The organism is Streptomyces sp. 135 (genome assembly GCF_020026305.1).
Taxonomy (GTDB): domain Bacteria; phylum Actinomycetota; class Actinomycetes; order Streptomycetales; family Streptomycetaceae; genus Streptomyces.
This window is the reverse complement of sequence record NZ_CP075691.1, coordinates 2906756-2929357: the sequence shown is the minus strand read 5'-3', so window position 1 is coordinate 2929357 and position 22602 is coordinate 2906756. Positions and strand designations below refer to the sequence as shown.

The 22602-nt window shown below is 71.8% G+C and carries 19 protein-coding genes; 16 read left to right on the top strand and 3 right to left on the bottom strand.

Annotation, left to right across the window (positions count from 1 at the left end; all coding sequences use genetic code 11):
• The first annotated feature begins 6 nt into the window (after window positions 1–6).
• The 4 genes from KKZ08_RS13195 (at window position 7) to KKZ08_RS13180 (ending at window position 4721) form a co-directional block, all read left to right on the top strand.
• Complete coding sequence (locus KKZ08_RS13195) at window positions 7–1932, top strand: TIGR03960 family B12-binding radical SAM protein (protein ID WP_223774631.1); 1926 nt, start codon at window positions 7–9, stop codon at window positions 1930–1932.
• A 65-nt stretch (window positions 1933–1997) separates the two neighbouring features.
• Window positions 1998–2492, top strand: a complete 495-nt coding sequence (locus KKZ08_RS13190) for a GNAT family N-acetyltransferase (protein WP_223779039.1) — start codon at window positions 1998–2000, stop codon at window positions 2490–2492.
• Between the two features lie 6 nt (window positions 2493–2498).
• Window positions 2499–3872 (top strand): hypothetical protein, encoded by a 1374-nt coding sequence (locus KKZ08_RS13185; RefSeq protein WP_223774630.1) that lies wholly within the window; start codon window positions 2499–2501, stop codon window positions 3870–3872.
• 48 nt (window positions 3873–3920) lie between these two features.
• On the top strand, window positions 3921–4721 hold the full coding sequence (locus tag KKZ08_RS13180) for a TIGR03936 family radical SAM-associated protein (protein ID WP_223774629.1): 801 nt from the start codon (window positions 3921–3923) through the stop codon (window positions 4719–4721).
• 187 nt (window positions 4722–4908) lie between these two features.
• Here KKZ08_RS13180 and KKZ08_RS13175 read toward each other — a convergent pair whose 3' ends face one another.
• Window positions 4909–6210, bottom strand: coding sequence for a hypothetical protein (locus tag KKZ08_RS13175; protein WP_223774628.1), 1302 nt, complete (start codon window positions 6208–6210; stop codon window positions 4909–4911).
• 16 nt (window positions 6211–6226) lie between these two features.
• On the opposite strand from KKZ08_RS13175, the gene KKZ08_RS13170 reads away from it, so the two are divergent.
• The 5 genes from KKZ08_RS13170 to obgE all read left to right on the top strand — a co-directional run bounded on the left by KKZ08_RS13170 (window position 6227) and on the right by obgE (window position 13340).
• Window positions 6227–9412 carry an Rne/Rng family ribonuclease gene (locus tag KKZ08_RS13170; protein WP_223774627.1) on the top strand — a complete coding sequence of 1062 codons (3186 nt, stop codon included), beginning with the start codon at window positions 6227–6229 and terminating at the stop codon, window positions 9410–9412.
• 223 nt (window positions 9413–9635) lie between these two features.
• Complete coding sequence (locus KKZ08_RS13165) at window positions 9636–10994, top strand: phospholipase D-like domain-containing protein (RefSeq protein WP_223774626.1); 1359 nt, start codon at window positions 9636–9638, stop codon at window positions 10992–10994.
• Window positions 10995–11192: 198 nt separating this feature from the next.
• A complete protein-coding gene (rplU, locus tag KKZ08_RS13160; RefSeq protein WP_223774625.1) occupies window positions 11193–11513 on the top strand; it encodes a 50S ribosomal protein L21 in 321 nt (106 codons plus the stop codon).
• Between the two features lie 14 nt (window positions 11514–11527).
• Complete coding sequence (gene rpmA / locus KKZ08_RS13155; protein WP_010986870.1) at window positions 11528–11782, top strand: 50S ribosomal protein L27; 255 nt, start codon at window positions 11528–11530, stop codon at window positions 11780–11782.
• Window positions 11783–11891: 109 nt separating this feature from the next.
• Window positions 11892–13340, top strand: a complete 1449-nt coding sequence (gene obgE, locus KKZ08_RS13150) for a GTPase ObgE (protein ID WP_223774624.1) — start codon at window positions 11892–11894, stop codon at window positions 13338–13340.
• 89 nt (window positions 13341–13429) lie between these two features.
• Here the strand turns inward: obgE and KKZ08_RS13145 are convergent, their stop codons facing one another.
• Complete coding sequence (locus KKZ08_RS13145; RefSeq protein ID WP_223774623.1) at window positions 13430–15520, bottom strand: hypothetical protein; 2091 nt, start codon at window positions 15518–15520, stop codon at window positions 13430–13432.
• Between the two features lie 298 nt (window positions 15521–15818).
• Here KKZ08_RS13145 and proB point away from each other — a divergent pair, with 298 nt between their 5' ends.
• The 5 genes from proB (at window position 15819) to KKZ08_RS13120 (ending at window position 20869) form a co-directional block, all read left to right on the top strand.
• Entirely contained in the window at window positions 15819–16946 is a 1128-nt protein-coding gene (gene proB / locus KKZ08_RS13140; protein WP_223774622.1) for a glutamate 5-kinase, read from the top strand.
• A gap of 182 nt (window positions 16947–17128) precedes the next feature.
• On the top strand, window positions 17129–17617 hold the full coding sequence (locus KKZ08_RS13135) for a hypothetical protein (RefSeq protein ID WP_223774621.1): 489 nt from the start codon (window positions 17129–17131) through the stop codon (window positions 17615–17617).
• A gap of 102 nt (window positions 17618–17719) precedes the next feature.
• Window positions 17720–19021, top strand: a complete 1302-nt coding sequence (locus tag KKZ08_RS13130) for a glutamate-5-semialdehyde dehydrogenase (protein WP_223774620.1) — start codon at window positions 17720–17722, stop codon at window positions 19019–19021.
• A gap of 93 nt (window positions 19022–19114) precedes the next feature.
• The gene (locus KKZ08_RS13125; RefSeq protein WP_223774619.1) at window positions 19115–19732 is read left to right on the top strand and encodes a hypothetical protein; all 618 of its coding nucleotides are present in this window, start codon (window positions 19115–19117) and stop codon (window positions 19730–19732) included.
• A 66-nt stretch (window positions 19733–19798) separates the two neighbouring features.
• Window positions 19799–20869, top strand: a complete 1071-nt coding sequence (locus KKZ08_RS13120) for a hypothetical protein (RefSeq protein ID WP_223774618.1) — start codon at window positions 19799–19801, stop codon at window positions 20867–20869.
• Between the two features lie 21 nt (window positions 20870–20890).
• Here the strand turns inward: KKZ08_RS13120 and KKZ08_RS13115 are convergent, their stop codons facing one another.
• Window positions 20891–21988 (bottom strand): M48 family metallopeptidase, encoded by a 1098-nt coding sequence (locus KKZ08_RS13115; RefSeq protein ID WP_223774617.1) that lies wholly within the window; start codon window positions 21986–21988, stop codon window positions 20891–20893.
• A 99-nt stretch (window positions 21989–22087) separates the two neighbouring features.
• Between KKZ08_RS13115 and KKZ08_RS13110 the strand changes: the two genes are divergently transcribed.
• Together KKZ08_RS13110 and KKZ08_RS13105 are read left to right on the top strand one after the other, a co-directional pair.
• On the top strand, window positions 22088–22312 hold the full coding sequence (locus KKZ08_RS13110) for a hypothetical protein (RefSeq protein WP_223779376.1): 225 nt from the start codon (window positions 22088–22090) through the stop codon (window positions 22310–22312).
• Between the two features lie 86 nt (window positions 22313–22398).
• Window positions 22399–22563 (top strand): hypothetical protein, encoded by a 165-nt coding sequence (locus KKZ08_RS13105; RefSeq protein ID WP_223774616.1) that lies wholly within the window; start codon window positions 22399–22401, stop codon window positions 22561–22563.
• Window positions 22564–22602: the final 39 nt, after the last annotated feature.

Below are 22602 nucleotides of genomic sequence, written 5' to 3'. Positions count from 1 at the left end.
TTCGCGATGTCTGTCGAATCGGTCTTCCCACAGCTCGAAGCTCTGCTCCCGCATGTGCAGAAGCCAATCCAGTACGTCGGCGGTGAGCTGAACTCCACCGTCAAGCCGTGGGACAGCTGCGACGTCCGCTGGGCGCTCATGTACCCCGACGCCTACGAGGTCGGACTGCCCAACCAGGGCGTCATGATCCTCTACGAGGTGCTCAACGAACGCGACGGCGTCCTCGCCGAGCGCACCTACAGCGTGTGGCCGGACCTGGAGGCGCTCATGCGTGAGCACCGGGTCCCGCAGTTCACGGTGGACAGCCACCGTCCGGTGAAGGCGTTCGACGTCTTCGGGCTCAGCTTCTCCACCGAGCTGGGGTACACCAACATGCTGACCGCCCTGGACCTCGCGGGCATCCCGCTGGAGTCCAAGGACCGCACGCTGGACGACCCGATCGTCCTCGCCGGCGGCCACGCGGCCTTCAACCCCGAGCCGATCGCCGACTTCATCGACGCGGTGATCATCGGCGACGGCGAGCAGGCCGTGCTCGACATGACGGAGATCATCCGCGCCTGGAAGGCGGAGGGCCGCCCCGGCGGCCGCGAGGAGGTCCTCCTGCGCCTCGCGAAGACCGGCTCGGTCTACATCCCGGCGTTCTACGACGTCGAGTACCTCCCGGACGGGCGGATCGCACGCGTCGTACCGAACCGCTCGGGCGTGCCGTGGCGCGTCTCCAAGCACACCGTCATGGACCTCGACGAGTGGCCCTACCCCAAGCAGCCCCTCGTCCCGCTCGCGGAGACCGTCCACGAGCGCATGTCCGTCGAGATCTTCCGCGGCTGCACCCGCGGCTGCCGTTTCTGCCAGGCCGGCATGATCACGCGCCCCGTGCGGGAGCGAAGCATCACCGGCATCGGCGACATGGTCGAGAAGGGCCTGAAGGCGACCGGCTTCGAAGAGGTCGGCCTGCTCTCGCTCTCCTCCGCGGACCACAGCGAGATCGCCGACGTCGCCAAGGGCCTCGCCGACCGGTACGAGGAGGACAAGATCGGCCTGTCCCTCCCCTCGACCCGCGTCGACGCCTTCAACGTCGATCTCGCCAACGAGCTGACCAGGAACGGCCGCCGTTCGGGCCTGACCTTCGCCCCCGAGGGCGGCTCCGAGCGCATGCGCAAGGTCATCAACAAGATGGTGTCCGAGGAAGACCTCATCCGCACCGTCTCCACCGCGTACGGCAACGGCTGGCGCCAGGTGAAGCTGTACTTCATGTGCGGCCTGCCCACCGAGACCGACGACGACGTCCTCCAGATCGCCGACATGGCGACGAAGGTCATCCAGAAGGGCCGCGAGGTCTCCGGCTCGAACGACATCCGCTGCACGGTGTCGATCGGCGGCTTCGTGCCCAAGCCGCACACCCCCTTCCAGTGGGCCCCGCAGCTCTCCGCCGAGGAGACCGACGCCCGCCTGACCAAGCTCCGCGACAAGATCCGCGGCGACAAGAAATACGGCCGCTCCATCGGCTTCCGCTACCACGACGGCAAGCCCGGCATCGTCGAGGGCCTGCTCTCGCGCGGCGACCGCCGCATCGGCGCCGTCATCCGCGCCGTCTACGAGGACGGCGGCCGCTTCGACGGCTGGCGCGAGCACTTCAGCTACGAGCGCTGGATGCGCTGCGCCGACAAGACGCTGCCCGAGATGGGCGTCGACGTCGACTGGTACACGACGCGTGAGCGCACGTACGAAGAGGTCCTGCCCTGGGACCACCTGGACTCCGGTCTCGACAAGGACTGGCTCTGGGAGGACTGGCAGGACTCGCTCGACGAGACCGAGGTCGAGGACTGCCGCTGGACGCCGTGCTTCGACTGCGGTGTCTGCCCCGCCATGCAGACGGAGATCCAGATCGGCCCCACCGGCAAGAAGCTGCTGCCGCTCACGGTCGTGAAGTAGCGGCGGCGCACGTGCCCGAACTCGCCCCGCCCTCCGGCCTGGTGCACCGCTCCTACATCACCGCGATGGAGGAGTTCCGGGCCGAGGGGCGCGGCGGGCCCGCCGACGACACGACGCTCGGCGACACCCTGCGCGAGTACGGCGACAAGTGGCACGACCCCGCCGTCTTCGAGCGGTACGTCGCCGAAGTGCTCGCCGCCGCCGAACAACCCGCCGAGCCGCTCGCCGTCCCCGTCACCACCCTCTGGTACGTCGACGGCGACGACTACCTCGGCCGCATCGCCATCCGGCACACCATCGCCACCCGCTTCCTGCGCGAGTACGGCGGCCACATCGGCTACGACGTACGCCCCACCGCCCGCCGCCGCGGCCACGCCACCGAGATGCTGCGCGCCTGCCTGCCGTACGCCGCCGGGCTCGGCCTGGAATCCGTGCTGGTGACCTGCGACACCGACAACACCGGTTCGCGCAAGGTCATCGAGGCATCCGGCGGCGTCTTCGAGGACGAGCGGCGCGGAAAACTGCGGTACTGGATCCGAACCGGACTCCCACGCGTCTAGGACGACATGGACCTGGAGAAACGACCTGCCCGCGAGGCTGAACCGCAGCCGCTCTCGCCGGTGCAGGCCGAACGGCACCCTGAGCACCCTCCGCAGCCTCCGCGGGCCGAAGGCTGCCTCGCCGTAGCGATCCGACTGCCGGTACGGATCGTGGTGCTCGTGCTCGTCGTACCGGTGCGCCTCGTCTGGGACGCGCTCGCGGTGTGCGGCCGCTTCCTGTACTTCAGGGGACTGCGACCGGTCGGGCGTGGCATCGGTGCCGTCCTGACGTGGCTGTTCAGGGCCGTGTTCGTGTGGCCGTGGGTGGGTCTTTGGCGGTACGCGGTGGTGCCGGTCGGGACGGCGCTGGCCTGGCTGGGGCGGGTGCTGGTCGTGGTGCCCTCGCTGTGGTTCTACCGGACGCTCCTCACACCGATCGGCCATGGCATCGCCTGGCTGGCCCGGGGCATCGCCCGAGGCATCGCGATCACCGCGCTCGGCCTCGGCGCGGGCTGCGCCTGGCTGTGGCGTCACCTCGTCGCGATCCCGGCCGCCTGGCTCTACGCGCGCGTGCTCACCCCGATCGGCCACGGCATCGCCTGGCTGGCCCGCGCCCTGGGCGCTGGGGCCGCGGCGGCCGGGCGTGGCATCGGTGCCGTCCTGACGTGGCTGTTCAAGGCCGTGTTCGTGTGGCCGTGGGTGGGTCTTTGGCGGTACGTGGTGGTGCCGGTCGGGATCGCGCTGGCCTGGCTGGGGCGGGTGCTGATCGTGGTGCCCTCGGTGTGGCTCTACCGGTCGGTCCTCACGCCGGTCGGGCACGGCATCGCGTGGCTGGCGCGGGGGATCGGTGCCGGTGCCGCATGGCTCGGACGCGGCATCTGGGCCGTCGTCTCGACACTGTGCCGCTGGATCTTCGTGGTGCCCCTGGTGGCCGTGTGGCGCTGGGTGCTCGCACCCCTCGGGCGGGCCGTCGCCGTCGTCGCGCGGGAGGTCGGCGACGCGCTCGGACACGCCTGGCGCATCGCGGGGCACATCTCCCTCGTCGTCGGCCGCTTCCTCGCCAAGCTCCTCCGGTGGATCTTCGTCGAGCCGGTGCGGTGGGCCTACCGCACGGTCCTCACCCCCGTCGGCCACGTGGTGCGCGACGCCGTGTGGCGCCCCGCCGCCAGGGCCGTCAAGGAGGTCCGCCGCGCCACCCGGCAGGCCCTGGCCTCCGCGCGGGAGAGCGTGCGACAGGCGCGGGCCGACGTGCGCCGCATGCTGTTCGGAGCACCGAAGCGGGCGGTGCCGGTGGGAGCGGTGCCGGGGGAGCCGGTCCCGCTACCGGCGGCCCGGCGGGAACCTGACGCGCCCGGGGCACGTACTCTAGGTAGCAGTACGACCGCTCTCACGAAGGACTGAACGACACTGGGCAAGCGACAGCCCGAAGGCCCGCCGCCCGCACCCGCGGTGCAGCGCATCCGCCTGCGCTACACCAAGCGCGGCCGCCTCCGGTTCACCAGCCACCGTGACTTCCAGCGCGCCTTCGAGCGTGCGCTGCGCCGCGCCGAGGTGCCCATGGCGTACTCGGCGGGGTTCACCCCGCACCCGAAGGTGTCGTACGCCAATGCCGCACCCACCGGCACGGGCAGTGAGGCCGAGTACCTGGAGATCGCGCTCACCGCGCCGCGTGACCCCGACCAGCTCCGCGAGCTGCTCAACGAGTCGCTGCCGGACGGCCTGGACGTCACCGACGCCGTCGAGTCCCGCACCTCGGGCCTCGCCGACCGGCTGACCGCCTCCGTCTGGGAGTTGCGCCTCGACGGCGTGGAGCCGGCAGCGGCGCGGCGCGCGGCCGACCTGTTCCGCGCCGCGGACAAGGTCGAGGTGCAGCGCCGCACGAAGAACGGCATGCGCACCTTCGACGCGCGCGAGGCCGTCGTGAGCCTGGAAGCCATCACTGATGGTGACGTGATCACGCACGACACTGATAGGCCGACCGACAAGCCCTGTGCGATACTGCGGCTGGTTGTTCGGCACGTGACACCTGCCGTACGACCTGACGACGTCCTGTCCGGTCTCCGAGCTGTGGCCGACCTGGCGCCGCCGGTCCCCGCAGCGGTGACCAGGCTGGCGCAGGGGCTATTCGATGAAGAGACCGGCACGGTGACCGACCCGCTCGCGCCCGACCGCGAGGCAGTCACGGCCGCATCACCCACGGCCGCCGTACCTGCCGCCGCGAAGGCGCCGGTGCCGGAAGGCCCCCGGTAAGGACGTATGTCACAGCGCAGCCCTGGTACTCGGGAGCCACCTGGGTCGGGCAGCGCACTGACCGAGACTTTCGCCAGGCCGTCCGCAGTTGGGCGTACGGAACCGGCGAGACAAGACATAGAGAGCTCCCGTGCGGCGCCCACGCCCCCGGATGGCGGCCCCGCGCATCTAGCGCGAGCCGCGGACATCACCGGACAGGCGCGGCGCCCGGGAGCGTGACGGGAGAACCGCCCGCATGCTTGAGCCGAACGACCCCACTGAGGGATCGCAGAACAACAGCCCCAGCGACACCCTGCCGCCGCGCCGTCGGCGCCGCGCCGCGTCGCGTCCCGCGGGCCCGCCCGCGGGTACCGCCGAAGCCGCGGCTCCGGCCATACCGGCCACCCCCGCCGCCGAAGATGATCTGACCGCTGACCAGGTGGACCAGGTCGACGAGGTCGACGAGGTCGCGGAGACCGAAGAGGTGGCCGAGGAGGCCGCTGCCGCACCGCGTACGCGCCGTCGTGCCACTCGCCGCGCTTCCGCGCCGGTCGGTGCGCCGCAGGCCGCCGAGGTGACGGAGCCCGCCGCCGCGGACGACGCTGAGGAGGCTGCTCCGGCGCCGCGTGCGCGTCGTCGTGCGAGCCGTCGCGCCTCCGCTCCCGCCGGTGCGCCGCAGGCCGCTGAGGTTGCCGAGGCCGTGACGGTCGCTGCTGAGGCTGTCGCGCCTGCTGAGGTTCCTGCCGCTGTCGAGGAGGAGGCTGCTCCGGCGCCGCGTGCGCGTCGTCGTGCGAGCCGTCGTGCTTCCGCTCCCGCCGGTGCGCCGCAGGCCGCTGAGGTTGCCGAGGCCGTGACGGTCGCTGCTGAGGCCGTTGCGCCTGCCGAGCCCTCCGTGCCGGTTGCGGAGGAGGCCGAGGAGGCCGCTCCGGCGCCGCGTGCGCGTCGTCGTGCGAGCCGTCGTGCTTCCGCTCCCGCCGGTGCGCCGCAGGCCGCTGAGGTTGCCGAGGCCGTGACGGTCGCTGCTGAGGCCGTTGCGCCTGCCGAGCCCTCCGTGCCGGTTGCGGAGGAGGCCGAGGAGGCCGCTCCGGCGCCGCGTGCGCGTCGTCGTGCGAGCCGTCGCGCTTCCGCCCCCGCCGGTGCGCCGCAGGCCGCCGCAGAGGAGACGCCCGTCGTCGAGGAAGCGCCCGCCGCCCCGGCCGCCGCCGAGCCCGGAGCCGCCGCCGAGGACGCCGCACCGCGCCGTGCACGCCGCCGCGCCACCCGTGGCACCGCCGCGCCCGTCGCGGAGGCGCAGGCCACCGAGAAGGCGGCCGAGGAGCGCATCGACGCGCCTGCCGAGCCTGCCGAGCCCGCCGCGCCGGTCGAGGAGGCCCCGCCGAGGCCGACGACGACGCCCCCGCGGCCGTCGCCGCCGCGCCACCCGCAAGACCGCGGCCGCCGGGTTCTCCGCGGCCGGGCACAAGGCCCGCAAGGCCCAGGTCGCCGACGACTCCGAGGAGGGTGGCCGCAAGCCCGCCCGCCCCGCCGTGGCCGTCTTCCAGGCGCCCGTGTTCGCCGAGCCGATGTTCCAGACCCCGGAGCGCGCCGCCGCGGCGCGCCGCCGCCGAGGCCGCGCAGGAGCCCGCCGAGCCCGCCGCCCCGTGGTGGAGGAGGAGGCGGCCCCGCGCCGTCGCCGCCGCCGTCGGGCCGCCGACGAGCAGCCTGCCGCCGTCGAGGAGCGGGAGCCCGTCAAGGTCGCCGAGGAGCCCGTCGCCGCCGAGCAGGCCGAATCCGCCGAATCCGCCGACAGCGATGACTCTGTCGACTCCGCCGACGACACGGAGGAGTCCGGTGAGCGCCACGGCCGCCGTCGCCGCCGTGGTGGCCGTCGCCGTCGCCGCGGTGATCTGGCCGACCAGGACGACGCCTCGGCCGAGTCCGACGACGACACCGACACCGCCGAGCAGGCGGAGCGCGGCACCGAGGACGCCGAGGAGAGCGCCGAGCAGGCCGCCGAGGACTCCGAGGAGGCGGAAGAGGCCGCTTCGGAGAACGGCGGGACGGGCTCCAGCAGCAGCCGTCGCCGTCGTCGCCGCCGCCGTCGTGCCGGTGACTCCGCCGAGGGCGAGCCGGGCGACAGCGACCCGGAGCGTACGGTCGTCAAGGTCCGCGAGCCGCGGGAGCGGCGCGCGAAGGACCCGGAGCGCGAGCTCGGCACCGGCGTCGACGAGGTCCAGTCCATCAAGGGCTCGACCCGCCTGGAGGCCAAGAAGCAGCGCCGCCGCGAGGGCCGCGAGCAGGGCCGCCGCCGGGTGCCGATCATCACCGAGGCCGAGTTCCTGGCGCGCCGCGAGGCCGTCGAGCGCGTCATGGTCGTACGCCAGAACGGTGAGCGCACCCAGATCGGCGTCCTTGAGGACAACGTGCTCGTCGAGCACTACGTCAACAAGGAGCAGGCGACCTCATACGTCGGGAACGTCTACCTCGGCAAGGTGCAGAACGTCCTGCCGTCGATGGAGGCCGCCTTCATCGACATCGGCAAGGGCCGCAACGCCGTGCTGTACGCCGGTGAGGTCAACTTCGAGGCGCTCGGCATGGCCAACGGCCCCCGGCGCATCGAGTCCGCCCTGAAGTCCGGCCAGTCGGTCCTCGTACAGGTCACGAAAGACCCGATCGGCCACAAGGGCGCCCGTCTGACCAGCCAGGTCTCGCTCCCCGGCCGCTATCTGGTCTACGTCCCCGAGGGGTCGATGACCGGCATCAGCCGCAAGCTGCCCGACACCGAGCGCGCGCGTCTGAAGACCATCCTCAAGAAGATCGTCCCCGAGGACGCGGGCGTCATCGTGCGCACCGCCGCCGAGGGCGCGAGCGAGGACGAGCTGCGCCGCGACGTCGAGCGTCTCCAGGAGCAGTGGGAGGACATCCAGAAGAAGGCGAAGGCGGCCTCCACCAGCTCGCCGAGCCTGCTGTACGGCGAGCCGGACATGACCGTCCGCGTGGTCCGCGACATCTTCAACGAGGACTTCTCCAAGGTCATCGTCAGCGGTGACGACGCGTGGCAGACCATCCACGGTTACGTCTCGCACGTCGCGCCCGACCTGGCCGACCGCCTCTCGAAGTGGACCTCCGAGGTCGACGTCTTCGCGACGTACCGCATCGACGAGCAGCTGGCGAAGGCGCTGGACCGCAAGGTCTGGCTGCCGAGCGGCGGCTCGCTGGTGATCGACAAGACCGAGGCGATGATCGTCGTCGACGTCAACACCGGCAAGTTCACCGGGCAGGGCGGCAACCTCGAAGAGACCGTGACGAGGAACAACCTCGAAGCGGCCGAGGAGATCGTGCGCCAGCTGCGCCTGCGTGACCTGGGCGGCATCGTCGTCATCGACTTCATCGACATGGTCCTGGAGTCCAACCGGGACCTGGTCCTGCGCCGCCTTCTCGAATGCCTCGGGCGCGACCGTACGAAGCACCAGGTCGCCGAGGTGACCTCGCTCGGCCTGGTCCAGATGACCCGCAAGCGGGTGGGCCAGGGGCTCCTGGAGTCCTTCTCCGAGACCTGCGTGCACTGCAACGGCCGCGGTGTCATCGTGCACATGGAGCAGCCGACCTCCGCCGGTGGCGGCGGCAAGCGCAAGAAGCGCGGGCGCGGTGGGGACCAGCAGGACCACGGTCACGAGCACACCACCCACGAGCACGAGCACGAGCACGAGGCCGACACCGAGGCCATGGACGGTGCCGAGACGGAGGCCGAGGTCGCCGCCGAGGCCGCCGCTCCGGTGGCGCTGCCCGAGCCCGAGTTCGTCCCGGACGAGGAGCTCTACAGCAGCGCCGCCGAGGCCGAGGCAGCCGCCTCGCGCGGTGGCCGCTCCCGGCGCCGGGCGACGCGGCGGGCTTCGGCCCCGGCGGGCGCACCGCGTACCGAGGCCGCCCCTGAGGAGGCCCCGCAGGCGGAGACGCCGAAGCGGTCGGGCAAGCGGGCCAAGGCGGCCGAGCGGGCCGCCGAGCGGGCGGCGAAGGCCGAGGCGGAGGCCGAGCGGGCCGAGATCCCGGTCGTCGAGTCCGACGTCGCGCGCACCGTCGCACCGGCCGCCGAGGATCCCATCGTCGGCACTCCGGAGGCCGTCGAGGCGGCCCACGAGGTACCCGCCGAGGCGCCCGCGCAGGACGACGCAGCCCCGAAGGGACGTACGCGCCGTCGTGCCGTCCGCAAGGCGACGTCGCCCGCCGGTTCGCCGAAGGCCGCGCAGAGCGCCGAGCCAGAGGCCGCCGAGGTGGTCATCGCCCCGGTGCCGAAGGCCGAGCCGGTCGCGGAGCCCGCCGCCGAGCCCGTGGCCGAGGCGCCCGCCGCCGAAGCTGCTCCGGCCCGTCCGCGCCGCCGTGCGGTGCGCAAGGCCACGGCGCCGACCGCCCCGGAGGAGGCGGCCGTGGTGGTCGTCCCGTCGGCGGAGAAGCCCGAGCCGAAGAAGGCCGAGGCGCAGGACAAGGTCGAGCCGGAGAAGACCGAGGCGGAGGCCGAGGCCCCCGCCGAGGAAGCCGCTCCGGCGAAGAAGACGGCGCGTAAGACCGCCAAGAAGGCGACGGCGAAGAAGGCCGCCACCAAGAAGACCGCGGCCAAGAAGACGGCCGCCAAGAAGACGACGGCCAAGAAGGCGTCGAAGGCGACGGCGAAGAAGGCCGCGGCGGCGGAGCAGACGCCGTCCGGTGTCTCCGCGAGCGCCGCCGACGAGGGCTGACCGCTTCCGCGACCCGGTGCCCCCCTGTCCGCCCGTGAGGGCCGGGCAGGGGGGCACCGGTCTGTCCGGAAAACGAGGTCACCACAGCTCGAAAGCGTGAAGCGGGCCCCCTGACCTTTGAGTACGGCGCAACACCTGTAAAAATCAGGCGGTCTGACGGTTCAACAGGGACGTGAGCGCGCGTGTGGGGAGCCCGCGCGCCCGTGTCAGGGAGGGATGACAGATGGCGCAGACGCGCCTGCGAGGCACGGGACGGCACCGTGCGGTGAAACCGGTCAAGGGCGGCCGGCAGGCGGTGGCGCTGGCCACGGTGCTGTCGGCGGCGGGCATCCAGGCCGTGGGCACGGCGGGGACCGCCTCGGCGGACGGGACGCCGACGCCGACCTGGACCGAGGGCCCGATCTTCAACAATCCGAAGGGAAACGTCGACCAGCAGCACGCGATCCGCACCCGGCTGATCGAGCTGACGAACTCCGCGGTGCCCGGCTCGACGATCAAGGTCGCGGTCTATCACGTCTGGGAGGGATCCGTCGTCGACGCGCTGGTCGCCGCCAAGAAGCGCGGCGTGCACGTCCAGGTGCTGCTGGACGAGACCAGCAAGAGCGACCGGCCGGCGAACGGCGCGTACGCCATGCTCGCCGCGGCGCTCGGCACGAGCACCGGCAAGCCGTCCTTCGTGAAGCTCTGCCCGACCGGGAAGTCGTGCCTCGGCGACCCGAGGTACGGCAAGTCGATCATGCACAACAAGTTCTGGCTGTTCTCGCAGGTCGAGGGCGCCAGGGACGTCGTCGTGCAGACCACGTCGAACTCGACGCCGTCCGCGCACACGAAGTTCTTCAACGACGCGCTGCTGCTGCCGAACAATCCGGCCATGTACGACGCGTACGCCGACTACTTCACGGACATGCTCGGCAAGAGCTGGCAGGGCTGGGACTACCGCACGGTCAGCAGCGGCCGCTACAAGGCCTACTTCTTCCCGCGCAACGGCACGGTCAACGAGACCGACACCATGTACTCGGTGATGAACAACGTCCGCTGCACCTACAAGGACGCGGCCGGGGTGACGAAGCGCACGAAGGTCCGCGCCGCCATCTTCAAGATCACGCGCAAGCAGATCGCCGACAAGCTGGTCTCCCTGAAGAAGGCCGGCTGCGACGTGAGCCTCCTGTACGCGGAGAGCGACAGCGCCAAGAGCCAGGGCGGCACCCCCGGCACCTGGGAGCAGCTCCACGCCCCGGGCGGCCCCTCCGTGCGCTGCTACAACGACGACAGGGACCCGCTGAACGCGGGTGCCAGGCTGACGACGCCCTACATCATCCACTCGAAGTACCTGCTGATCGACGGCATGTACGACGGCAAGCGGAACAAGGTCTCCTTCACCGGCTCGCAGAACTACACGGCGCCCGCGCTGCGCGAGAACGACGAGGCGATCGTCAAGGTCGACGACGACTCGGTGCACGACACCTACCGCGCGCACTTCGACCGCACGCGGGCCGTGGCCTGGCCGGGCACCGCCGACAAGACGGACCTGTGCAAGGGCGTCAAGCCGCTGCCGCCGGACGGTGAGAAGCCGACCACGTGAGCGGGGGTGCGGGGCCCGGTTTGACCCTTCCGGGTGGGCCCCGTAACCTTGACCGTCGGCGTGTTCCTATGCACGCCCGCCCCCTGTAAACCCTTTTCCTCCTGAACCGCGGGCACTGCTTCCGGGTCGGGAGAGGCCGCCTGCTTCCGCGGGTGGCTGGACTGCGGGGGTCCCGTTCCGAGCGAGAGAGAGATCCGCGTGTACGCCATCGTGCGCAGCGGTGGTCGCCAGCACAAGGTTGCTGTCGACGACATCGTTGAGGTTGACAAGATTCCCACGGCCAAGGTTGGCGACACGGTCGAGCTCTCGACCCTGCTCGTTGTCGACGGCGACGCCGTCACCAGCGACCCGTGGGTGCTGGCCGGCATCAAGGTCACGGCCGAGGTCGTGGACCACCACAAGGGTGCCAAGATCGACATCCTTCGGTACAAGAACAAGACCGGCTACCGCCGTCGCCAGGGTCACCGCCAGCAGTACACGGCGATCAAGGTCACCGGTATCCCCACGGCTGCGAAGTAAGGGACTGAGACAAGATGGCACACAAGAAGGGCGCATCGTCCACTCGGAACGGTCGCGACTCCAATGCTCAGCGGCTCGGCGTGAAGCGCTTCGGCGGTCAGGTCGTCAACGCCGGTGAGATCCTGGTCCGCCAGCGTGGCACCCACTTCCACCCGGGCTCGGGCGTCGGCCGAGGCAAGGACGACACCCTGTTCGCGCTGGACGCGGGCGCGGTCGAGTTCGGCACGCACCGTGGCCGCAAGGTCGTGAACATCGTTCCGGTCGCCTGATCGGTTCTTTTCGCGAGGCGGACCTCACTTCCCCGGCGGGGAAGCGGGTCCGCCTTTCGCGTGTTACGCAAGAGACATCCCCGCACGTTTCTTCTGGAGGCACCCCACCATGACCACCTTCGTGGACCGCGTCGAGCTGCACGTCGCCGCGGGTAGCGGAGGCCACGGCTGTGCCTCCGTTCACCGTGAGAAGTTCAAGCCGCTCGGCGGCCCGGACGGCGGCAACGGCGGCCGTGGCGGTGACGTGATCCTGGTCGTCGACCAGGACGTCACCACGCTGCTCGACTACCACCACAGCCCGCACCGCAAGGCCACCAACGGCCAGCCCGGCGCCGGCGACAACCGCTCCGGCAAGGACGGCCAGGACCTCGTCCTGCCCGTCCCCGACGGCACGGTCGTCATGGACCGCGACGGCAACGTCCTCGCGGACATGGTCGGCCAGGGCACCACCTTCGTCGCGGGCCAGGGCGGCCGCGGCGGCCTCGGCAACGCGGCGCTGGCCTCCGCCCGGCGCAAGGCCCCCGGCTTCGCGCTGCTCGGCGTGCCCGGTGAGGAGCGGGACCTCGTCCTGGAGCTCAAGACCGTCGCCGACGTCGCCCTGGTGGGCTACCCGAGCGCCGGCAAGTCCTCGCTGATCTCCGTCCTGAGCGCGGCGAAGCCGAAGATCGCGGACTACCCGTTCACGACGCTCGTCCCGAACCTCGGCGTCGTGACGGCGGGATCGACCGTCTACACCGTCGCCGACGTGCCCGGCCTCATCCCGGGCGCCAGCCAGGGCCGCGGCCTCGGCCTGGAGTTCCTGCGGCACGTCGAGCGGTGCAGCGTCCTCGTCCACGTACTGGACACGGCGACCCTGGAGTCCGACCGCGACCCCGTCTCCGACCTCGACGTCATCGAGGAGGAGCTGCGGCAGTACGGCGCGGGCCTGGAGAACCGTCCGCGCATCGTCGTCCTCAACAAGATCGACGTGCCCGACGGCCAGGACCTCGCCGAGATGGTCCGGCCCGACCTGGAGGCCCGCGGCTACCGCGTCTTCGAGGTGTCGGCCGTTGCCCACAAGGGCCTCAAGGAGCTCTCCTTCGGCCTGGCCGAGCTGGTCGCCGCCGCGCGCGCCGCGAAGCCGAAGGAGGAGGCGACCCGCATCGTCATCCGTCCCAAGGCGGTCGACGACTCCGGCTTCACGGTCAAGCGCGAGGACGACGGCATCTACCGCGTGCGCGGCGAGAAGCCCGAGCGCTGGATCCGGCAGACCGACTTCAACAACGACGAGGCCGTCGGCTACCTCGCGGACCGCCTCAGCCGCCTCGGCGTCGAGGACGAGCTGATGAAGGCCGGCGCCCGCGCCGGTGACGGCGTCGCCATCGGCCCGGAGGAGAACGCGGTCGTCTTCGACTGGGAGCCCAGCATGATGGCGGGCGCCGAGATGCTCGGCCGCCGTGGCGAGGACCACCGCCTGGAGGCCCCCCGCCCGGCCGCCCAGCGCCGCAGGGACCGCGAGGCGGAGCGGGACGAGGCGCAGCGCGCGTACGACGACTTCGAGCCGTTCCAGGACCGGTAGGCCGGTCCAGCGGCAAGCGGTACGAGGAAGGGCCCCGGAGCTTGAAGCTCCGGGGCCCTTCCTCGTACGTACGTGCCGTCAGGCGGGGGTCACGCGGTGACCGAGTCCTCCGCGCCGTTCGACTCCGTCGGGTCCTGCTCCATCTCCTCGGCCGCCTCCTCCGCGACGCGCTGGCCGGGGATGTCCGCGTCGATGCGGGAGGCCATCCGGGCACGGCGGGCGTCGGACTTGGCGCACAGCGCGACAGCCGCCGCGTTGAAGCGGGCCAGGGACGGCGGGTCCGAGGGGCCCAGGAGGTGCTCCTTGAGCTCCGCACGGGCCTCGGCGTGGGAATCCAGCTCCGGGGCGCGTACGGCCTTCAGGAGGGCCGCCACGCCGTCCGCCTCGGGGGTGAGGATCGTCGCCGCGGACACCGTCGGGAAGCTCGCGCGGAACTCGGCCTCGGACATGCCGGCCGTGTTGGCGACGGCGTACGGCTTCTCGCTGCTCAGCCAGTCGGAGACGACCGACGAGACGTCACTGATCAGCAGGTCGGCCTGGTTGAAGCAGGAGAAGATCGCCGGGCGCGGGCCCGTGATGATCTGGTGCTCCCACTCGGGGAAGGACGCCCAGAACGCGGCCTCCCACGCGGCGGTCGCCTCGGCCACGGCGGCCTGCGCGTCGCCGTCCGGAGCGCCCTGGAGCATCATCCGCTCCTGTTCGTCCGCGCTCTTGCGGAACTTCCGGGCGGTCAGCTCGTCCAGGGCGGCGGTGCGGCGCGCCAGCTCGGCCGCGGCCTCGGGGCCGGGGCGGGCGCCGGAGCGCTTGGCGTTGGCCGCGAGGATCATCGCCTTGATGCGTTCGTTGGCGGCGCCCGCGCGCGGGTCCTGCGAGCCGGTCATCGGGTGCGGCTTGTAGAGCAGGCGCACGCCCGGGTCGGCCAGCAGCTCGCGGACGATGTTCTCGCCGGCCAGGACCACCGAGGTGTTGCCGGGGTTGCCGTCCCAGCCCTCCCAGGTGGGGGCGTACAGAACGGTCGTGTACGGGCCCGTGGGCGCCCCCGAGAACGGCAGGATCGGGGAGAGCTGCGGGCGGCCCACCTCGACGACGTCCTTGTCCTCGACGCCGATGTCCGCGAGCTGGTAGCGGTCGCGGGCCGCGGGGCCCGCCACCCACACCTCGTCGTAGGCCTTGGCGTAGGGGTTGCAGGAGGAGAGCTTGTCGCTCTCGCCGTGGTTGATGAAGGCGTGCTTGATCGTCGGGATGCGCAGGACCTGCGAGGTCTTCGCGGCGTTCGCCGGGTGCAGCAGCATCTTCAGCGTCGACGTCTCCAGGGAGAACATCGTCGCGACCTTCGGGAAGCAGATGATCGGGACGTCCGTCGCGTCGATCTTCTGCACCATGAACCGCTCACGGAGCACGATCAGCGGCTTGCCGTCCAGCTTGGAGAGCGTGGAGAGCCACATGTTCGCCTGGTACGCGGAGGTGGAACCGCCCGAGAAGTACATGCCCACGGTCGGCTTGTACTCGGCCAGCCACTGGTCGAGCCACTCCATGACCTGCTCGTCGTTCTTCGCCCGCTTCTTGGGCAGCAGCCAGGTGGCGAGGTACAGCGCACCGCCGCCGATCAGCGCGAGCGAGACGCAGAGACCGATGACGCCCCAGTACGCGTGGGTGGTGGCCGCCGTGAGGAGCAGGCCCACCGTCCCGGGCACCGAGAACGTCAGCAGGCGGTGGGCCTGGCGACGGGAGAGGATCCGCGGGGGAGCGGCCGTCAGGTGCAGCGCGGAAGCGTCGATGTTGCGCGTGACGATCGGCAGCGCGCGGCTGCGGCGCACCATCACGGCGACGGCCTGGCAGCCGAAGTGCAGGGCGTAGAACGCGAGCAGCGTGATCGTCAGCGGCGACTGCTCGGCCAGCGGCTCTATGCCGTCGATGCGCAGCAGGCCGACCAGGACCAGCATGTCGCGCAGGAGCTGGCGGACCGTGACGTCGAAACGGATCTTGCCAAGGAGCGAGAGAAGGCCCGGCTGCTTGTACTGCAGATAGATGTCGAGCGCGAGATTCGCGGCGGCCGCGGCGATGAACACCGGGACGTAGGGGAGCAGCGCGCTCACGAGCTGGGCCGTGAAGAGCGCGAGCATCGCGAACAGCGCGGAAAGCTGCACGATGCGTCGGGGGACGAGTCCGGCAGAGGGCACGGGCGTGGGCTCCTGGCGGGAATGAAGAGGGATGAAGAAGGGGGAATGAAGAGGGATGACGACGGGTGACGAGACAGTGGGGGGAAGTCGACCACTGACCGTATGACGCGCGGCGCCTCCGGAGCAATCTTCCGTGACGGCAATCACCGGAAAAAGGGGCAAAGGAGACTGAACCCCGGGGGGCTTTTTCCCCTCGGGGGGCCGGTCGGGTGCCCGCCCCTCGGAATGCGGGGGCGCTCCCCGGACGCACTCACGTAGATTGCGGGTACGGCACCATCGGGATCATTTGGGGAAGCGCGTGACAGCGGCAAGGCAGTCGGTGGCAGAGGCCCAGCGGGTCGTCGTCAAGGTCGGGTCCTCGTCCCTGACCACCGCCTCTGGGGGGCTGGACGCCGACCGCGTGGACGCCTTGGTGGACGTCCTGGCCAAGAGCCGCAGCGGGGGTGAGCGCGAGATCGTGTTGGTCTCCTCCGGTGCCATCGCCGCCGGCCTCGCCCCCCTCGGCCTCGTGCGTCGCCCCAAGGACCTCGCCCGCCAGCAGGCCGCCGCCAGCGTCGGGCAGGGGCTGCTCGTGGCCCGCTACACCGCCTCCTTCGCGCGGTACGGCGTACGCGTCGGGCAGGTGCTCCTCACCTCCGACGACATGGCCCGCCGCGCCCACCACCGCAACGCGTCCCGCACCCTGGACCAGCTGCTCGCGATGGGCGCGCTGCCCGTGGTCAACGAGAACGACACCGTGGCCACCGACGAGATCCGCTTCGGCGACAACGACCGCCTGGCCGCCCTCGTCGCCCACCTCGTCCACGCCGACCTGCTCGTGCTGCTCTCCGACGTGGACGGCCTGTACGACGGCGACCCCGCCAGGCCCGGCACCTCCAGGATCGACGAGGTGCGGGGCCCCGCCGACATAGCGCACGTCGAGATCGGCAGCGCGGGCAAGGCGGGCGTCGGCACCGGCGGCATGGTCACCAAGGTCGAGGCCGCGCGGATCGCCGCCGCCGCCGGGATCCCGGTCGTCCTGACCTCCGCCAGCCAGGCCGGTGACGCCCTCGCGGGCCGCGCCACGGGCACGTACTTCCACCGCACGGGACGCCGCTCCGCCGACCGGCTCCTGTGGCTCCAGCACGCCTCGGAGCCGCGCGGCGCGCTCACCCTGGACGACGGGGCGGTGCGCGCGGTCGTCGAGGGGCGCAAATCGCTGCTGCCCGCGGGGATCGCGGGGGTCGAGGGCGACTTCACCGCGGGCGACCCGGTCGAGCTGCGGGACGTCGCGGGGCGGGCCGTCGCGCGCGGCCTGGTGAACTTCGACGCGAAGGAGCTGCCGCAGCTCCTCGGCCGCTCCACGCGGGATCTCGCGCGGGAGCTCGGACCCGCGTACGAGCGGGAGGTCGTGCACCGGGACGACCTCGTCCTGCTCCACGGGTAAAACCGACCGCTCGGCCGAAAACCGCCCAGGACGGCTTCGGCGGGGCGGTCCGCGGAAGGTGAAACTCCCCAAAACCGCCCCACGGGACGGCTCGGGCTGGTCAACTTTGTTGAAGACAGTTCCGCACGACCGTTGTGTGTCCGCACCGACATCGCGTACGACATTGCGTAAAGGAGGCCGTCGTGAGACGAGTGCGCCCAGGGGCGGCGTCCCGCGGCTCGGCTGAGCGGGCGCTGACGAGCGTCGCCGCGGGGGAGGCGTACGAGAGCGAGGCGCACGCCGGGCACGGGAGCCAGGCGCGCGAGAGCGCCGAGGGCGAGACGGTACACGCGCCCCGCCTGTGGCACGTCACCCTGAGCGTCTCGGGCGCGGAGGCCCCGCTGAAGGAACTCAGGCGCGGCCTCGAACAGCTCGCCCACGACCATCCCTTTCTCCTCACCAGCCGGTACGCCCCCGACCACGCCGAGATCCGCTACTGGGAAGAGGCCCGCGATCTGCACGACGCCGCCGCGGTCGCGCTGCGGTTGTGGGGCGAGCACCGGCAGAGCGCGCAGCTGCCGCCGTGGGAGATCGTGGGGCTCGAAGTGATCGACCGCGACACGTATCACCAGCGGATCGCGGAGGGGTACGGTCCGCTTCCGGCCACGCCGGTGGGCGTACACCCGTTCTGATCCGGCGCTCGTTTCGAGCCGTCGTCTTACGGCCGCCGCCGCGCGGTCTCGGGGACTGGAACACAGGGCGGATGCCCCGGGCGCGGGGATTACCCTGCGAGCATGACGTCGCTCTCTCCCGTCTCGCCCTACGACAACCTCTCGCCGGTCGCCCAGGCCGCCTACCGCGCCCGCGGCGCCTCCGCCACGCTCGCGCCGCTGCCGCGCGCCGCCAAGGACGACGCGCTGCTCGCGATCGCCGACGCCCTGGAGGTACGGACCGCCGAGATCGTCGAGGCCAACGCCAAGGACATCGAGCGCGCCCGGGAGGCCGGGACCAGCGAGGGGATCATCGACCGGCTCACCCTCACCCCCGAGCGGGTCCGCGCCATCGCCGGCGACGTGCGCGACGTGGCGGCCCTGCCCGACCCGGTGGGCGAGGTCGTCCGCGGCTCCACGCTCCCCAACGGCATCGACCTGCGCCAGGTCCGCGTCCCCCTCGGCGTCGTCGGGATCATCTACGAGGCCCGGCCGAACGTCACCGTGGACGCGGCCGCCCTCTGCCTGAAGTCCGGCAACGCCGTCCTGCTGCGGGGCTCGTCATCGGCGTACGAATCGAACACGGCGCTCGTGCGCGTCCTGCGCGACGCGGTGCACGGCGCCGGCCTGCCCGCGGACGCCGTCCAGCTCGTGCCGGGCGAGAGCCGGGACTCCGTACGCGAGCTGATGCGCGCCCGCGGCCTCGTCGACGTGCTCATCCCGCGCGGCGGCGCCTCGCTGATCAAGACCGTCGTCGAGGAGTCCACCGTCCCGGTCATCGAGACCGGCACCGGCAACTGCCACGTGTACGTGGACGCCGCCGCCGACATCGACATGGCCGTCGACATCCTGATCAACTCCAAGGCGCAGCGGCCCAGCGTCTGCAACGCCGCCGAGACGCTCCTCGTCCACCGGGACATCGCCGACGCGTTCCTGCCGCGCGCCCTGGACGCCCTCGCGGAGGCCGGGGTGACCGTGCACGCGGACGAGCGGGTGCTCGGCCACGTGGACAAGGCAGGCGGCTCCAAGGCCACCGTCGTACCCGCGACGACCGAGGACTGGGAGACCGAGTACCTCAGCCACGACATCGCGGCCGCCGTCGTCGACACGCTGGAGCAGGCCGTCGAGCACATCCGGCTGTGGACCTCCGGGCACACGGAGGCCATCGTCACCACCTCGCAGCAGGCCGCGCGCCGCTTCACGCAGCTCGTGGACTCCACGACCGTCGCCGTGAACGCCTCGACGCGCTTCACCGACGGCGGGCAGTTCGGCTTCGGCGCCGAGATCGGCATCTCCACGCAGAAGCTGCACGCCCGGGGCCCGATGGGGCTGCCCGAACTGACGTCGACCAAGTACATCGTGACGGGCGACGGGCACGTGCGGTGATGTCCGGCCGATGACATCCAGCCGGTGACACCCGTGGTGTCTAATTCCCTTACGGTCTGCCCAAATTGCCCCTCCCAGGTCTACGCTGGGAGGGTGCCGGAGGACGTGGGGGGCACGCCGTCGTTCCCTGACGGCTGGGAGCCCGACGACGACCGCGACCGCGGGGGTGCGGACGAAGAGTTCGCCTCCGTGGTCTTCGACGAGGATTTCGTACGGGCCGCCGACATACATGAACCATCCGCCGTGGAGCGGCTGTTGGCCGCGGCCCAGGCGCGCGCGGAGGCCTCCGAGGCCGAGGCCCGCCGGGCCCGCACCCGCCGCGTCCGCGACGCGGGCGACGACGACTTCCCCGACGACGGCTTCGGCCCCGACGGCAGCGGCGAGTTCGGCCACGACGACTTCGACGACGCCTACGATTACGACGCCCCGGACGAGGGTTACGGCCGCCCCGGACGCCACCCAGGCCGCGCCCGCTGGCACCGCCCCGTGGCCTGGATGCTCGCCCTCCTGATGGGCATCGGCATGGTCGCCCTCGCCTTCACCGCCGTCTACCGCGGCGCCTCCTCCGGCCGCCAGGACCGCGTGCCCGCGCCCGCCTCCACGGAGGTGGACCAGGGCGCCGACAAGGCCGACAAGGACGCCCCGGCCGGCCCCTCGGCCTCCGCCGAATTCGGCCGCCCCGCCGCTTCCGCGGTCCCGCGCACACCGTGAGCAGTTGGCGGAACTTGACATGTACCAGGGCGTTTACCCGACCGTCCGGAGACCTACTCTGAAGGTATGGGCGAGCCAGGAGACCCACCCCCGGGGACACCCGAGGGCGGCCCCAGCGGTGGTGAGGACGAGTACCGATCCGTTGTCTTCGACGAGTCGTTCGTGCGCGCTGCCCGTCTCCAGGAGTTCTCCGCACAGGAGCGCCTGAGCGACCACGCGCCCGCCGTGCGCCGCCGCCCCGCCCTGCACCGTGGCCTGTCCCGCCAGGCCCTGCTGCTCGTCGTACTGATCGCCCTGGCCTTCGGCACGGCGATCTACATGGGCGTACGGCATCCGTACCCCACTCCCCAGGCCAAGCGTCCCGAGCCGCTGCGGATGACGGTGATCCCGCTCGCCCCGCACGGCGCCGTGCCCGGCGCCACGAAGGCCGCCGACCTGTACGCGCACAGCCCCGCCGCGCAGTTCCGGGTGGGCGCCGAGGGCATCAATCTGCCGGCCGTGCGGCGCACCTCGCACTTCTCGGACAGCCAGGTCATGGCCGCCGTGACCACCGCAAGGGACTACCTCGTCGAATCCTCGCTCGACCCGGACACGCTCACCGGTGGCTCGCCGGGCGCCGTGCGGCTGCTGCTCGATCCCGAGCAGTTCGACCAGTTCGACCGGAGCTTCGCGCACCCCGCCGCCGACGAGCGGCACGCTCCCATGGGCTGGCTGGTGCGGTTCGACCCGGCCAAGGCCGTGCTCGCCGATCAGCGGGCCAGGGTCGAGGGCACTCTGCGGGTCGCCGAGGCGGACCGGAACACGCTGGAGGTCACCTCGGACCACACGTTCGTGTACGCGCTGCGAGCGGCCCGCGAGGACGGCGGCAAGGTGTCCCTGTTCACCGTCCGCCGCGAGCTGCGGTTCCGCTTCGACCGCGACGACCTGCGGATGCACCGCGCCGAGCTGCTGCTCTCCGCAGCCCAGGCCGGGCCGCTCAGCTGCGGGGACGACACGGCGAACCATCTGCGGCCGCTGCTCGCGGGGCAGCGGGCGAAGGCGGGCGGCCCGGCCGGCACCGACCCCTACGAGACGGGGAGGGCGACGGCGCTCTGCGGCTCGCTGGCGGCTTCGGCCCAGCCTTCGCCGCCGCTCTGAGGGACGCCTTCGCGCTGGGGGTCACTTGTCCCCGGAGGTGTCGCCGCCGTCCTGCCCGCTCTGTCCGCCCTGCCCCGTGAACTTCCCGCGCAGCTTGCCGCCCAGGTCGCCCGCGCCGCCCGCGATGTCGCTGACCAGCTTCATCAGCGGGTCCTTGCTGTTGCGTACGTCGTCCGCGTACGCCGAGGCCGACTGCCGGAAGGAGTCGGAGACCGAGGTGTCCTTGTCCTCGTCACGGCGCGGATAGTGGCCGTCCATGATCCGCTGGAAGTCGCGGGTCCCTGCCCACTTCTTCAGCTCGGCGGCGCGGACGGTGGCGAAGGGGTGCGTGCGCGGCAGCACGTTCATGATCTTCAGGACCGAGTCGCGCAGATCGCCCCCGGCCTCGTACTCCTCGGCCTGCTCCAGGAACGCGTCCACGTTCATCTCGTGCAGGTGGTTGCCGCCCGCGAGCTTCATCAGGCCCCGCATCGAGGCATTCAGGTCCTGGCCGACCAGCAGGCCGGCCCGGTCCGCCGACAGCTCCGACTTGCGGAACCACTCGCGCAGCGCCGTCACGATCGCCATGATCGCGACGTTGCCCAGCGGGATCCACGCGACCTTCAGCGCGAGGTTCGTGAGGAACAGCAGGATCGTGCGGTAGACGGAGTGGCCGGAGAGGGCGTGCCCCACCTCGTGGCCGACGACCGCCCGCATCTCCTCCTCGTCGAGCAGCTCGACCAGGCCCGTGGTCACGACGATGATCGGCTCGTCGAGGCCGATGCACATCGCGTTCGGATTCGGGTCCTGGTTGACGTACATCGGCGGGACCTTCTCCAGGTCCAGGATGTAGCAGGCGTCCCGCAGCATGGTGTTGAGGTGCGCGAACTGCACGTCGGAGACCCGCACGGAGTCGGACAGGAACAGCAGTCGCAGGCTGCGCTCGGGCAGCAGGCCGCTGAGCGCCTTGAAGACCGTGTCGAACCCGCTGAGCCTGCGCAGGGCCACCAGGGCCGAGCGGTCCGCGGGATGCTCGTAGGCCCGCGAGGAGATGCCGGGGAAGCGCCGGCGCTGCCGGCTCGGGACGCGCTCGTGCCCCGTCCCGTCCCCGCCGCCGTCGTGGTGGTTGCCGTCGGTCATGCCGATTCCCCCATGTCTGGTCCTCTCGTGCCCCCGAGGTGGGGTCCAGCCTAGGCGGAGATACCGTGACAGGGCAGCACACAGAAGGAGTCGTCCGTCATGGAGCACAACGCTGGGGCCGTCTGGCTCACGGAGGCGGCCAAGGCCGCGGAGCGGCAGGGACCCGGCAATCTGCTGCGGGTCGTGCTGATCGTCATGGTCGTCGGGTGCGTCCTGGTGGGCTGGTTCCTGCTGCGCGGCTACCGCCGCGACGGTGACGAGGACCAGCGGGGCGGCGGCGCCGGCGACCACCGGGGCGGCGACGACGAGGGCCGCAAGGGCTGAGTCGGCGTGAGCCGGGGCCGGGGCCCCGCTTACGATGGCCCGGAAGTCTTTACGTCCATCCCACCCCCGGATAGGTCCTGCCTGAGATGAGCCTCCACAGCACCGCCGCCCAGCTGGTCACTCTCGCCTCCGAGGGCGGCGAGCACGGCGGCAACCACGAAAGCCTCAACCCGCTCTTCATCGGTGGCGGCGCGTTCGTCGCCCTCCTGCTGCTCCTGTGGATCACCACCCGCTTCAACCGCGACCGCTAGGACCGGAGCAGGGCCCCTCGACCGGGCCGGTAGGGTCTG

Coding starts and splice junctions, on each gene's coding strand:
- KKZ08_RS13195 (WP_223774631.1), top strand. CDS start 7: ATGTCTGTCGAATCGGTCTTCCCACAGCTCGAAGCTCTGCTCCCGCAT.
- KKZ08_RS13190 (WP_223779039.1), top strand. CDS start 1,998: ATGGAGGAGTTCCGGGCCGAGGGGCGCGGCGGGCCCGCCGACGACACG.
- KKZ08_RS13185 (WP_223774630.1), top strand. CDS start 2,499: ATGGACCTGGAGAAACGACCTGCCCGCGAGGCTGAACCGCAGCCGCTC.
- KKZ08_RS13165 (WP_223774626.1), top strand. CDS start 9,636: ATGGCGCAGACGCGCCTGCGAGGCACGGGACGGCACCGTGCGGTGAAA.
- rpmA (WP_010986870.1), top strand. CDS start 11,528: ATGGCACACAAGAAGGGCGCATCGTCCACTCGGAACGGTCGCGACTCC.
- obgE (WP_223774624.1), top strand. CDS start 11,892: ATGACCACCTTCGTGGACCGCGTCGAGCTGCACGTCGCCGCGGGTAGC.
- KKZ08_RS13130 (WP_223774620.1), top strand. CDS start 17,720: ATGACGTCGCTCTCTCCCGTCTCGCCCTACGACAACCTCTCGCCGGTC.
- KKZ08_RS13120 (WP_223774618.1), top strand. CDS start 19,799: ATGGGCGAGCCAGGAGACCCACCCCCGGGGACACCCGAGGGCGGCCCC.
- KKZ08_RS13115 (WP_223774617.1), bottom strand. CDS start 21,988: ATGACCGACGGCAACCACCACGACGGCGGCGGGGACGGGACGGGGCAC.
- KKZ08_RS13110 (WP_223779376.1), top strand. CDS start 22,088: ATGGAGCACAACGCTGGGGCCGTCTGGCTCACGGAGGCGGCCAAGGCC.
- KKZ08_RS13105 (WP_223774616.1), top strand. CDS start 22,399: ATGAGCCTCCACAGCACCGCCGCCCAGCTGGTCACTCTCGCCTCCGAG.